This is a genomic window from Microbacterium hanjuni (genome assembly GCF_043556395.1).
Taxonomy (GTDB): domain Bacteria; phylum Actinomycetota; class Actinomycetes; order Actinomycetales; family Microbacteriaceae; genus Microbacterium.
Window position 1 is genome coordinate 436,921 of sequence record NZ_JBIGIK010000002.1, and the last position, 12,831, is coordinate 449,751.

Consider the following 12,831-nt stretch of genomic DNA (forward strand, 5'->3'; position numbering starts at 1 on the left):
AAAAACTGCACACGCGTGTGTAGTTTCGTGGCAGAATGTCGTCATGACTTCTTCCACGCTGCGCCAGCCGCGCCGCGACGCGCAAGAGAACCGCGCCGGTATCCTCGCGGCCGCGGCTGACGAGATCGCGCGCGACCCGCACGCCTCGCTCGACGCCATCGCCCGTGCGGCGGGACTGTCGCGCCGCGCCCTGTACGGCCACTTCGACGACCGGGAAGCGCTCGTGCGCCAGGTGCTCGTCACGGGCGCCGCCCGCTTCAACGCGATCGCCGACCGCATCGACGACGACGACCCGCAACGCGCCCTCGCACGCCTCGCCGCCGAGCTGTGGCACGAGGCCTCCCACGTGCGCGTCGCCGCCGCGATCGCGCTCGACGAGTCGCACGTCGCCGACACCGCCGCCGCCCTCGCGCCGTTGCGCACGCGCATCGCCGAGATCGTGCGCCGCGGTCAGGACACCGGCGCCTTGCGCACCGATATCGCCGCCCCCGTGCTGGCCCACCTCATCGAAGAGACCGGCCGAGCCGTCGTCGCCCGTATGCACGTCGATCCGGCGGCGAGCGCCGAGCACGCCGTCAAAGCCGTGCTGGGGATCGCAGGACTCTCGTGGCGCGAGAGCGTCGCACTGCTCGATGCCTTCGAGGGGGCGACCTCGTGAAGATCTCCCTCCGCGAGGTGCGCAAGGGCCGTGCCGAACGCGCCCTCCCCGACACCACCCTCTCGTACGAATCCGGCCACGTCACCCTCGCGATGGCCGAGACCGAGCAGCGCCCCACCGTACTCGGCCTCCTCGCCTCCGGCCGGATGCGCCCTGACACCGGCGAGGTGCACATCGACGGGCGCAAGGATGCTGCGACCATCCGCAAACGGGTGGCCCTGGTCGACGCCCCGCACGTCTCCGAACCCGAGTCGGGTGTTTCGGTCGGCGGCGTGGTCGCCGAAGAGTTGATGTTCGCCGGTCGCGCACCGAATCCCTTCGCCGCGCGCCGCTGGCTCGACACCCTCGGGCTCGGCGAACTGGCGGGGACACCGATCGGCAACATCGCCCCGGGCCAACGCATCCGCATCCTGCTGGAGTTGGCCGCCCTGCGCGACGGTGTCGAAGGCATCGTGCTGGCCTCCCCCGATCGACACGGCGGCGAGCCGACCGTCTGGTGGCGCCTCGCGGAGGAGTTCGCCGGACGCGGGTACGCCGTGCTCGTCATCGCCGGCAAAGCCTCGCGCTCAGCGCTCCGCGCGGCGGGAAAGCTCCCCGACGAGGAGGAGAGCGAACCCGAGGACGAGCCCGACTCCCGTACGCCGGAGATCGAGGTGGCGCCCGAGCCCGAGCCGATCGCCGAGCCAGAGGCAGAGCCCGTCCCAGAACCAGAACCAGAACCAGAACCCGACCCAGAATCGCAGCCCGAGCCCACCCCGGCATCGGACACCACCGCACCGGACACCACCGAGCCGAAAGGGGACGAAACGCCATGAAGGTGCCCCAGATGATCACCGCCGAGCTGCGCCGGCTCACGTCGACGCGCATGTCGGTCATCGCGCTCATCGCCCTGCTTGCGGTGCCGATCCTCTACGGCGGCCTGTACCTGTGGGCGAACCAGGATCCCTACGGCAACCTTTCCCGCGTTCCCGTCGCTCTCGTCGTCGACGACGCCGGGGCGACGCTCAACGGGCAGGACCGCAACCTCGGCGACGAGGTCGCCGACGAGCTCCTCGACGGGGACACGTTCGAGTGGCACCGCGTCGACGCCGATGCGGCCGCCGCCGGGCTCGAGAACGGCGACTTCGACTTCACCGTGGAACTCCCCTCCGACTTCTCCGACGCGATCGCCTCCATCTCCACCGGCTCACCCCGCCAGGCCGACATCGAACTGCGCACGAACGATGCGAACAACTACCTGGCCTCGACCATCGGCACCCAGGCGGTCGCCCGCATCGAGTCCACCGTCGCCTCCAAGGTGATCGACGAGGCGGGTCTGACGCTGCTCAATGCGCTGCAGACCATCCGCATGAAGTTGACGGATGCTGCCACCGGCGCCCAGCAGTTGGTCGACGGGCTCGGAACCGCCCACGACGGCGCGGGCAGCCTCGTCGACGGCGCGACGCAGCTCGCCGACGGCACGGCTCAGCTGCGCGACGGTGCGGCCACGCTCCGTGACGGCGCAGCCCAGGTGAGCACCGGGGCCGAGCAGGTCGCCGCCGGCACCGCCCAGGTCGATGCGATCGCCGACCGGGTGTCGACCGCGGCCGCGGGAGCGGCGGCTCTGCTGCCGCAGGCCCGCACCGACATCGCGCAGCGCCTCACCGATGCGGGCCTCGACCAGGCCCAGATCGATCAGGTGCTCGGCGTACTCGATCCGGTCGGCCAGCGCCTCACCGACGCCAACACCCGCGTGCAGACGGCCTCCGAACAGATCGATCAACTGTCGGCCGGCGCCCAGCAGGTGTCGACGGGAGCCCAACAGGTCGCCTCCGGCGCCGCGACCCTGGCCGGCGGCACCGCGACCGCGGCCGACGGAGCCGCGCAGCTGCGCGACGGCGCGAACTCCCTCGACGGTGGCCTCGGCCAGCTCGTCGACGGCGCGACCCAACTGCAGTCTGGACTCGCGGACGGCGTGGCGCAGATCCCCGACACCGACGATGCCACGCGCAACGCGCAGGCATCCACTCTCTCCGACCCGATCGCCGTCGAATCCAGCGCCGTCACCGCCGCCCAGAACTACGGCGCCGGTCTCGCGCCGTTCTTCGCCGCGCTGGCGGGATGGATCGGCATCTACGCCCTCTTCCTCATCGTGAAGCCCGTGTCGAAGCGGGCGGTGACGGCCCTCAACACCCCCGTCCGCGTCACTCTGGCCGGCTGGCTCACCCCCGCGCTGCTCGGCGGGATCCAGATGCTCGGGCTGTTCGGCGTGCTCGCCTGGGCTCTCGGGTTCTCGTTCGCCAATCCGTTGGCGACGCTGGGAATCCTGCTGTTCGCCTCGGCGACGTACGCCGCCATCGTGCTCGCGCTGAACGTCTGGTTGGGCTCGGTCGGACAGTTCCTGGGGCTCGTGCTGATGGTGCTGCAGCTCGTCACCGCCGGTGGTACGTTCCCGTGGCAGACCCTGCCCGGTCCGCTGGCAGCTCTTCATCACGTGCTGCCGATGGGCTACGTCGTCGACGCGATGAGGCAGGTCATGTACGGCGGCGACATCAGCCGCGTCGGACTCGACCTCGCCGTTCTCGCCACCTGGCTCGTCGGCGCCGGTATCGTCGCGGCGATCGGTGTGGGACGCATGACGCGCTTCCGCACCCTGCGCGACCTGCAGCCGAGTCTCATCGGCTGAGGTCGCTCAGCCCCCGGCGGCCGGTGGAGTCTCGTGCGACGCGCGCAACTCGTCGACGTACAGCGTGGTGCGATCGATCGTGCCGTTTCTGTAGGCCTGCCGCCCCACCATGTGGGCGCTGAGCGGCGCGGTCGCCAGCTGGAACAGCAGCACCGGCACGAGGAAGGCGACCACCGGCCACGAACGCAACGCGAGCGAGATCGCCAGGAATATCACGATCAGGCCGAGCACCTGCGGCTTTGTCGCCGCGTGCAGGCGGCTGGGCACATCGCGGAACCGCAACAGCCCGATCGCGGCGGTGAGACAGAGGAGCGCCCCAATGAGGATCAACACCAGCACGGCGATGTCGAGGGCGGCGTCGAGCACCGAGGTTCCGTCGGTGGCGGCTTCGGACACGGAGAAGGGGATCACTGGTCTGCGTTGTCCTTCCGCGCGACGAAACGGGCGATCGAGATCGAGCCGAAGACACCGACCGCCGCGATGATGAGCAGCGCGGGAAGCGACCGGGTGTGGTGATTGATGGCCATCTCCGCGCCCAGCACGCAGACGACCTCGGTGAGGAGCACGTCGGATGCGACGGCGCGGTCGAGGATCGAAGGTCCGACCACGATGCGCCACAGCGTCAGGATCGCCGCGACGGCGAAGACCGCGAAGATGATCAGGAGCAGCACGTTCATACCGGGGCTCCCCCTCTGCTCCGAGTGGCGGCGGCGGCTTCCTCGATCTGGGCGAGCTGCTCGCGCGAACCGACCGCGCGCACGATGCGCGCCTCCCAGCCCAGCACCGCCCGCCGCTGGGCCTCCACGTCCTCGTCGCTGTCGACGCCGATGACGTGCAGGTAGAGGATGCGCCGCTCGCGGTCGGCCTCGACGATGAGCGAACCCGGAATCAAGGAAGCCGTCACGCCGGTGTGCGTCATGATCAGGTCGTCGTCGATGAGCAGCTGCACCGCGATGATCGCGCCCCGCGGTTGATGGCGGAAGTTCAGCACCTGCCACGCCACCAGCAGCGAGCCGCGAACGACGGCGACGAAGAAGGTCACCACGAACACCAGTCCGCGCCACAGGTTCACGCGGCCCGACAAGGTCACGGGGGGCAGGCGGAACACGCGGGTCACGAAGATGGCTGCGGCGAGGCCGGTGAGGAAGGACAGGGGGGTGAATTGTCCCCAGAGAAGCATCCACAGCGCGATCAACCAGATGAAGAACGGCAGCTGCCGCCAGATCTGGTGCACCGCATCCCGCCTCCCCCGGATCACGAGTCCACATCCTGTTGCAGCTGCACGACGTTGACCGGCTCGAGCAGGGTGTTGCCGATGCTCGCGCAGACCTCGTAGAGCGGCCCGGCGAAGATCGTCAGCGCGACCGTGACGACGACCATGCCCGCGGTGGCCGCGGTCATGATGCGCGGGATGGCGCGCCGCTCGGTCTTGATCCCGGCGGCCGGCGCGTCGCCCAGGTAGCCGATACGCGCCTCGGTCTCCGGAGACTCTTCTTCGTCCTCGCGCCAGAACGCGAGGTTCCACGCCCTCATCAGCGCGTAGAGGGTGAGGAGCGAGGTCACGATGCCGCCGACGATGACCACCATCAGGAGGGGAGTGCCGACCTGGGCGGCGGCATCGAACAGGGCGTACTTGCCGATGAAGCCCGAGAACGGCGGCAGGCCACCGAGGTTGACCGCGGGGATGAAGTACAGCACGGCGATCACCGGAGCCGCCCGCATGAGGCCGCGCACCCGCAGGATCGAGGTGCTCCCGGCGCGGCGCTCGATGAGCCCGATCGCGAGGAAGAGGGTCGTCTGCACGACGATGTGGTGAACGATGTAATACACCGTCGCCCCGATCGCCGCGGGGGTCGCGATCGCCAATCCGAACACCATGTAGCCGATGTGGCTCACGAGGGTGAAGGAGAGGATGCGTTTCAGCTCAGCCTGCGCGATCGCGCCCAGCACACCGACGACCATCGTCGCCAGCGCCACGATCAGCAGGAGGAAGTTGATGTCGTTCTCGCGGAAGATCTCGGTCTCGGTGCGGATGAGCGCGTAGACGCCCACCTTGGTCAGCAAGCCGGCGAACACCGCCGTCACGGGCGCCGGCGCGGTCGGGTACGAGTCGGGCAACCAGAACGACAGCGGGAAGATGGCGGCCTTGATGCCGAACGCGACCACCAGCATGAGGTGAAGCACCAGCTGGGTCTCTTGCGGCAGCTCGGTCATCCGCTCGGAGAGCTGCGCCATGTTGACCGTGCCGAGGGCGCCGTAGATCGCGGCGATCGAGGCGAGGAACAGGATCGAGGACACGAGCGAGACGACGATGTAGACCACGCCGGTGCGGATGCGCGACTCGGTGCCGCCCAGGGTGATCAGCACGTACGACGCCACGAGCAGGATCTCGAAGCCGACGTAGAGGTTGAACAGGTCGCCCGCGATGAACGCGGTGAAGATACCCGCCGACAGGATCAGGTACGAGGGGTGGAAGATCGACACCGGGGTGTCGTCGTCGCCGTCCGCCGCGCCCTGGCCCACCGAGAAGAGCAGCACCGCGAGCAGCACGACGCTGGAGACGAGCACGAGCAGCGCTGCCAGGCGGTCGACGTAGAGCACGATCCCGAAGGGCACCGGCCATCCGCCGACCGACACCGCGAACGGCACGTCGGAGTTGTGCACCGCGACGAGCAGCACCGCCGCGATCGTCATCGTCAGGGTGAGGGTCACGATCGACACCGTCACCTGGGTGCGCCGGTGGCGGCCGGCGATGAGGGCGATCGCCGCCCCGAGCAGGGGGAGGGTGACCAGCAGGGGGACCAGATCGGTCATGTTCATCGGTCCTCTCCTTCCTGGTCGTCGCGCGCGGCCGGCCGGTCGGCGGGAGCGTCGTCGCGGATGCTGGTGTAGTCGCGGTTTCCGAGCAGACGCAGCGGCGAACTGGCGCGCCCGACGAAGTCGGTCGTCGCGTCGTCGTCCTCGTCCTCCACCTCGACGTCCATCTCGTCCTCGTCGGAGCGACGTGCGCGCAGTGCCACGTCGTCCTGGTCGTCTTCGACGGTGTCGGCCTGGCCGAGCTGCCACGAGCGGTAGATGAGGGCGAGGAGGAACGCCGAGACCGCGAAGGTGATGACGATCGCCGTCAGGGTGAGCGCCTGCGGAAGCGGGTCGGAGTAGCCGTCGGGACTGTCGGCCGCGCCGAAGAAGGGGGCGGCCCCCGGGTCGCCCATGACGATGAGCAGCATGAGGTTCGCCGCGTTGCCGAGCAGCAGGAACCCGATGAGCACCCGGGTGAGGCTGCGTTCGAGCATCGCGTAGACACCGCAGGCGAAGAGCACTCCCATGATGATGACGAGAACGAGGGAGACGCTCATCAGGCGAGCACCCCCTGCGCGCGCATCTCCTGCGTCTGACGGTCGACCTCGGCGCCGAGGCTGCGCAGCACGTCGAGCACGAGGCCGATGACGACGAGATACACCCCGACGTCGAAGATGGTGGAGGTCACGAACTCGATGTGCCCGAGCACGGGCACATCCGCCTCCCAGAAGAAGCTCGTCAGCGGCGCCGCCCCGAAGAGCAGCGGCACGATCGCGCACCCGACCGCGAGCGCCATCCCGGCCCCCAGCAGCCGTCCGGGGTCGGCGGGGGCCGCAGCTCCCAGCTCGTAACGGCCGCCCGCGACGTAGCGCATGACCAGGGCCATCCCCGCGACGAGCCCACCGGCGAAGCCGCCGCCGGGCAGATTGTGGCCGGCGAAGAGGAGGTACAGCGACACCACGATCACGGAGTGGAAGAGCACGCGCACGATCACTTCGAGGATGATCGTCCGGTTCTCGGGCCGCACCCGCTGGCCGGCGAACAGCCAGGCCTGCGGGCCGTCACTCGTCTCGGCGGTGCGGGCCCGCACGCCCTCGGCCGTCTCGACCAGCGCGCCGCGACCGCGCTTGTGCAGCCGGGGCAACGGGGCGGTGAGCCGCGACAGGGTGTCGGAGCGGTGGGTGACGAACACGAGCGATGCCACACCGGTCGCGGCGAGCACGAGCACTGACAGCTCGCCCATCGTGTCCCACCCGCGGAGGTCGACGAGGGCGACGTTCACCACGTTCTGCCCGTGGCCGATCTCGTAAGCGAGCATCGGCCAGCTGTCCGAGATCGGTCGATCCTGGCGAGCGCCGGTGGCGACGAGCACCACCAGGGCCATCGTCGCACCGACGCCGACGGCCAGCACGGCACGGGCGATCGGCCAGACCGAGTCGTTGTGCTCACCCATGCGGGCGGGGATCCGTCGGAGCACGAGGGCGAACGTGATCAGCGTGACGGTCTCGACGAGGATCTGGGTGAGCGCGAGGTCGGGGGCGCCGCTCGTGGCGAAGAGCACGACCATCCCGAGCCCCGTCACCGACACCAGCACGACGCCGGTGTAGCGCTTGCGCGCACTGACGGCGAGCAGGCCGGCGGCGATCATGACCGGCGCGACGGCCAACTGCGCTGGGGTCTGCCACGCATCCAATTCGATGCGCCATTCGGGACTCGACAGCAGAGCCGTGGCCTCCGCGACGACGAAGACGATGAAGATCGTGCCCACGTAGAGGGGGAGCGAGCCGCGCTGGGTGAGGCGGGTGGTGAAGACGGCCACGGTCGCGATGACGCGGAGAGCGCCGTTGTAGGCCTCGACGGCGGTGAACGGCAGGATGCGACGCGAGGAGGCGGGCGTCGCCTTGCGGGTGAACCAGAACACGGCGAGCCCGAGCGCGATGGTGCCGATCGAGATTCCCAATGCCGGCTCGAAACCGTGCCAGAGCAGCAGGTGCGCTTCGCTCGCCGGTGGCTCGATGCCGGGGCTCGCGGCCGGCGCCGTGCGCGCGTAGGGCTGCAGCACGAGGTCGAGCAGCGGTGCGGCGAAGCCCCCCGCGAGGGTGAGGGCGGCGAGCGCGCCCGGCACCGCGAGGAAGCCGATCGGCGGATCGGGCCATTCCGTGACGGCGCGGGGCTGACCGTCAGCATCCTTCTTCGTCCCGAACGCCCCCCACAGGAAGCGGGCGCCGTACGCCGCCGTCAGGATCGACCCCAGCGTGACTCCGAGCACCGCCACGATCCCCCACGGCGATCCGTGCGTCGCCTCTTCGAAGAAGGCGGTCAGCGCACCCTCCTTCGCGACGAACCCGAGGGTGGGGATGATCCCGACCATCGAGGCGATCGAGATCGTGGCGATGGTCGTGATGACGGGGGCCTGGCGGGCCACCCCGCTCAGTTCGGTGATGTCTCGCGTCGACAGTTGTCGGTCGATCACGCCCACCACCAGGAAGAGGCAGGACTTGAAGAGGGCGTGCGCGAGCAGGAGCGCGAGACCCGCGAGAGCAGCTTCGTGGGTTCCGAACCCCAGCACGACCGCGAGGAAGCCGAGCTGGCTCACGGTGCCGAAAGCGAGGATGCGCTTGAGGTCGGTCTCGCGCAGCGCCTGCACCCCGCCGAGCAGCATCGTGAAGATGCCGAGCGTGAGCACGATCGGACGCCAGGTCGGGGCGAAGGCGAACACCGGAGCCAGACGGGCGATGAGATAGATGCCCGCCTTCACCATCGCGGCGGCGTGGAGGTAGGCGCTGACCGGGGTGGGCGCCGCCATCGCGCCCGGCAACCAGAAGTGGAACGGGAAGATGGCCGACTTGCTCAGCGCGCCCACCAGCAGCAGCACGAGCGCGGCGTCCACGACCGGACCCGTGGGCGCGAGCGCCAGGATCGTCGAGATGCTCGAGGTGCCGGTGTCGACGACGAGCAGCACGACGCCGATGAGCATCACCAGGCCGCCGAGCGAGGTGACGAGGAGGGCCTGCAGCGCCGCGCGGCGACTCGCTCCGCGGCGGTGGTAGTAGCCGATCAGCAGGTACGACAGGATGCTGGTGACTTCCCAGAACATGACCAGTACGACGAGGTCATCGCTGAGCACGAGGCCGTACATCGCGCCAGCGAACCCGAGCAGCACAGCGGCGAACTGGCCCAGACCTTCGGTCTCGCCCCGGAAGTAGTACCGGCAGTAGATCATCACGAGGGCGCCGACGCCCGTGACGACCAGGGCCATCAGCCACCCGAGCGTGTCCATCCGCATCGAGATCGCGATGTCGAGCGGGGGGATCCAGTCGTATTCCTCGAACGGAATCGTCCCGCTCAGCACGGCGGGAGTCGCCAGCGCCGCGTGAACGAATGCGGCCAGGGGAAGAAGGGCGGCGAGGTAGAACGCGCGCGGGCCGATCCGGTGCACGACCCACGGCAGGACCAGCGGGACGATGGCGAACGCGACAAGGAGGACCAACATGCAGGCGGCCTCCTCGGGAGTCGACGGGCGTGGCGGCCCGGGCGCTCGGGGTGTCTGCTCTATTCTACCCGGCGCATGACGACGCCCTTACGAGACGGCCGCGCTCCGACGCACGGGAGCGGTGGTGTTGCCCTCCCGGAAGACGCACGTGAAACGCAGCGAGGCGGCCTCGCGCCCGGCGAGCATCGCGGCGACGGCGTTGCCCGCCGCGCGCCCTTTCTCGCTCGACGGCTGCACCAGGGTCGTCAGCGCGTAGGGCGCGAGGCCGTCGACCACCACTCCGTCGAAACCGGTGACGCTGACGTCTTCCGGAACCCGCAGACCCGCCTCTTCGGCGGCACGGATGACGCCCGCCGCCAGCAGATCGCTCTGCGCGATGACCGCGGTCGGGCGTGTCGCCGTGGCGGAGAAGACCACCCGGCCGGCCGCGAGACCCTCATCGATCGAACTCGCGGCCGCGGCGAACGCGGGCGCATCGGGGTACACGTCGCGCGCTCCGGCGAGGCGGTCGCGCGTCACCTCGACGCGGATGGCGTTCTCTCCCGCCGCGTCCAGCCACCCGCGCTCGCGGGCGGGGCCGGTGGACAGGGTCACGATCGCGACGTCGCGGTGGCCTTGGCTCGCGAGGTGGCTGGCGGCCTGGCGCTGGGCCTCCCGGTTGTCGAGCCGGATCTGCGGCACGCCCTCTCCCCCGTCGCCCTCGATCACGACGACCGGGATGTTGCGGGCACGCATGACGTCGAGCTGCTCGCGCATGAGCGTGCTGCACCCGATCAGCACGGCGGCGTCGATGGGCGCCGACATGAGGGAAGGTTGCGCGCCGGCCACCGCATCCTGGTCCGCAGAACTGTCGCGCAGCAGCAGTACACCCGCCCCGAGTTCAGCGACGCCCTCGGTGAGTCCGTCCATCATGAGGGTGGTGACCGGGTCGAGGAACGCCGCGCCGAGCGGACCCTCGAACACCACGCCGACGATGCCCGAGCTGCCTCGCCGGAGCGACGCCGCACGGGGGTCGGGACCGGTGTAGCCCAGCGCCGCCGCGGCCGTGACCACGCGTTGACGGGTCGCATCCGATACCGGCGTCCGGCCGCTGAACACCACGGACGCGGTCGACGGCGAGACCCCCGCCTCGCGGGCGACGTCGGAGATCGTGGCTCGGCGCGCGCTCATGAGCCGATGCTACCTCGGCGGGGGTCACGGGGATCGAATCGATTCGGTACGCTTCCAGACATGGAGTCCACCCTCACGCGTCGGCAGCTGTCCCGGTGGCGCACGGCGATCTTCGCGATCTTCCTCGCGAGCGGCTTGAGCATCTCGACCTGGGCGTCGCGTGTTCCCGCGATCAAGGACGCGCTCGGGATCGACAATGTGCAGGTCGGCCTGCTGCTGCTCGGCATGGGCGTCGCCTCGATCCTCGGCCTGTCCGGCGCCCCGGTCGTGCTGGCCCGGCTCGGAGCGCGACGCGGCATGCTCGGGGCTCTGATCGTGGTCGCGATCGGTGTCGTCGTCATCGGTGTGGGCACCGACGCCCTGCACTCCTACCCCGTCGTCCTCGCCGGGCTCGCGCTCTTCGGATTCGGCAACGGCTCCGTTGACGTGATGATGAACGTCGAGGGCGCGGACATCGAGAAGGCCACGGGCCGAACCATCCTCCCCCTCTTCCACGCCTTCTTCAGCTTCGGCACCGTGATCGGCGCCGGCCTCGGTGTCGTCGCGGTGACCTGGGGCTTGAACGTGGTCACCCACACGGCGATCATCGGGGTGCTCATCCTCGTGATCGCCGTCCTCAGCGTGGCGAGCGTTCCCCCTCACTCACCGCCGGTCGTGGTGAACACCGCCGAGCCCGCGGGATGGCGCGCGCGCCTGCACACCGCCATGTCGGCGTGGCGCGAGCCGCGCACCTACGCGCTCGGCGTCGTGATGCTCGGTATGGCCTTCGCCGAGGGCGGCGCGAACGACTGGCTGCCGCTCGCGCTGGTCGACGGACACGGTGCCGACCAGGCGCTCGGCGCTGCGGGCCTTGCGGTCTTCTCCGTCGCGATGACCGTCGTGCGCGTCTTCGGCGGGCCGCTCGTCGACCGCTTCGGTCGGGTTCTCGTCCTGCGCGTCCTGGCCGCGACCGCGGCGGCCGGGCTGTTGCTGTTCATCCTCGCGCCGAACCTGCCCCTCGTCTTCGTCGGAGCGGCGCTCTGGGGAGTGGGCGCCTCCCTCGGCTTCCCCCTCGGCATGTCGGCCGCCGCCGACGATCCGGCCCACGCCGCCGCGCGGGTGAGCGCCGCCGCCACGATCGGCTACGTCGCGTTCCTCTGCGGCCCGCCGATCCTGGGCTTCATCAGCGAGCACATCGGTCTGCTCAACACCCTCTTCATCATCGTCGGCCTCATCGTCGCCTCGGGGCTCTTCTCCTCGGCGGCGCGACCGCTGGTGCCGACCACCAGCGCGACACCTGCCCCGGCTCCTCGCGCCGACGCGCATTAGGCTCGTCGGGTGCGTCTCGTCATCGCCCGCTGCTCCGTCGATTACACCGGTCGACTGAACGCGCATCTGCCCCTCGCCACCCGCCTGCTCGTGCACAAGGGTGACGGCAGTCTGCTCGTGCACTCCGACGGCGGCTCGTACAAGCCGCTCAACTGGATGAGCCCGCCGTGCACCCTGACGGTGGAGATCCCGGATGCAGTCGACACCGAAGACGGGGTCGTGCTGCAGTGGCGGGTCTCGCACGCGAAGTCGGGCGACGCCCTGGTGGTCAAGTTCCACGAGATCCTGCACGACTCCTCGCACGAGCTCGGTGTCGACCCCGGCCTCATCAAGGACGGCGTCGAGGCCGACCTCCAGCGCCTCCTCGCCGAACAGGTCTCGGTCGTCGGCGAGGGACTCACCCTGGTGCGTCGGGAGTACCCGACGGCGATCGGTCCCGTCGACCTGCTGCTGCGCGATGCAGCCGGCGGCACCATCGCCGTCGAGGTGAAGCGGCGCGGCGACATCGACGGCGTGGAGCAGCTCACCCGTTACCTCGAACTGCTGGGCCGGGATCCGGGGCTCGCCCCCGTCACCGGAGTGTTCGCGGCGCAGGAGATCAAGCCGCAGGCACGCGTGCTCGCCACCGACCGTGGCATCCGCTGCGTGACCCTCGACTACGACGAGATGAAGGGCGTCGACTCCGGCGCCCCGCGCCTGTTCTGAGGTCCCCGCCCCGAACCGGTCGACCTGCGAGCG

At 70.0% G+C, this 12,831-nt stretch carries 12 protein-coding genes; 5 read left to right on the plus strand and 7 right to left on the minus strand.

Annotation, left to right across the window (positions count from 1 at the left end):
- Positions 1-43 precede the first annotated feature (43 nt).
- Genes ACFXP5_RS09740 through ACFXP5_RS09750 form a run of 3 tightly spaced genes read left to right on the plus strand, consistent with a single transcriptional unit; the run spans position 44 to position 3,323 of the window.
- Positions 44-658, plus strand: a complete 615-nt coding sequence (locus ACFXP5_RS09740) for a TetR/AcrR family transcriptional regulator (RefSeq protein ID WP_394527990.1) — start codon at positions 44-46, stop codon at positions 656-658.
- Positions 655-1,473, plus strand: coding sequence for a P-loop NTPase family protein (locus ACFXP5_RS09745; RefSeq protein WP_394544482.1), 819 nt, complete (start codon positions 655-657; stop codon positions 1,471-1,473). The genes ACFXP5_RS09740 and ACFXP5_RS09745 overlap by 4 nt, the downstream gene beginning before the upstream one ends.
- On the plus strand, positions 1,470-3,323 hold the full coding sequence (locus tag ACFXP5_RS09750; protein ID WP_394544483.1) for a YhgE/Pip family protein: 1,854 nt from the start codon (positions 1,470-1,472) through the stop codon (positions 3,321-3,323). The genes ACFXP5_RS09745 and ACFXP5_RS09750 overlap by 4 nt, the downstream gene beginning before the upstream one ends.
- 6 nt (positions 3,324-3,329) lie before the next feature.
- Here ACFXP5_RS09750 and mnhG read toward each other — a convergent pair whose 3' ends face one another.
- The 7 genes from mnhG to ACFXP5_RS09785 form a co-directional block, all read right to left on the minus strand.
- Complete coding sequence (mnhG, locus tag ACFXP5_RS09755) at positions 3,330-3,734, minus strand: monovalent cation/H(+) antiporter subunit G (protein ID WP_394527993.1); 405 nt, start codon at positions 3,732-3,734, stop codon at positions 3,330-3,332.
- Positions 3,731-4,000: an MrpF/PhaF family protein gene (locus ACFXP5_RS09760; RefSeq protein WP_394527994.1), complete on the minus strand. Its 270-nt coding sequence runs from the start codon at positions 3,998-4,000 to the stop codon at positions 3,731-3,733. Before ACFXP5_RS09760 ends, mnhG begins: the two co-directional genes overlap by 4 nt.
- Positions 3,997-4,557 (minus strand): Na+/H+ antiporter subunit E, encoded by a 561-nt coding sequence (locus ACFXP5_RS09765; protein WP_394544484.1) that lies wholly within the window; start codon positions 4,555-4,557, stop codon positions 3,997-3,999. The genes ACFXP5_RS09760 and ACFXP5_RS09765 overlap by 4 nt, the downstream gene beginning before the upstream one ends.
- A gap of 20 nt (positions 4,558-4,577) precedes the next feature.
- The gene (locus tag ACFXP5_RS09770) at positions 4,578-6,137 is read right to left on the minus strand and encodes a Na+/H+ antiporter subunit D (RefSeq protein ID WP_394527996.1); all 1,560 of its coding nucleotides are present in this window, start codon (positions 6,135-6,137) and stop codon (positions 4,578-4,580) included.
- Positions 6,138-6,139: 2 nt separating this feature from the next.
- Positions 6,140-6,679 (minus strand): Na(+)/H(+) antiporter subunit C, encoded by a 540-nt coding sequence (locus ACFXP5_RS09775; RefSeq protein WP_394527997.1) that lies wholly within the window; start codon positions 6,677-6,679, stop codon positions 6,140-6,142.
- On the minus strand, positions 6,679-9,615 hold the full coding sequence (locus ACFXP5_RS09780; protein WP_394544485.1) for a Na+/H+ antiporter subunit A: 2,937 nt from the start codon (positions 9,613-9,615) through the stop codon (positions 6,679-6,681). Before ACFXP5_RS09780 ends, ACFXP5_RS09775 begins: the two co-directional genes overlap by 1 nt.
- Positions 9,616-9,702: 87 nt before the next feature.
- On the minus strand, positions 9,703-10,785 hold the full coding sequence (locus ACFXP5_RS09785) for a LacI family DNA-binding transcriptional regulator (RefSeq protein ID WP_394527999.1): 1,083 nt from the start codon (positions 10,783-10,785) through the stop codon (positions 9,703-9,705).
- Between the two features lie 60 nt (positions 10,786-10,845).
- On the opposite strand from ACFXP5_RS09785, the gene ACFXP5_RS09790 reads away from it, so the two are divergent.
- Together ACFXP5_RS09790 and nucS are read left to right on the plus strand one after the other, a co-directional pair.
- Positions 10,846-12,093: an MFS transporter gene (locus ACFXP5_RS09790; protein WP_394544486.1), complete on the plus strand. Its 1,248-nt coding sequence runs from the start codon at positions 10,846-10,848 to the stop codon at positions 12,091-12,093.
- A 9-nt stretch (positions 12,094-12,102) separates the two neighbouring features.
- Positions 12,103-12,798, plus strand: a complete 696-nt coding sequence (nucS, locus tag ACFXP5_RS09795; RefSeq protein ID WP_394544487.1) for an endonuclease NucS — start codon at positions 12,103-12,105, stop codon at positions 12,796-12,798.
- The last annotated feature ends 33 nt before the right edge of the window (positions 12,799-12,831 follow it).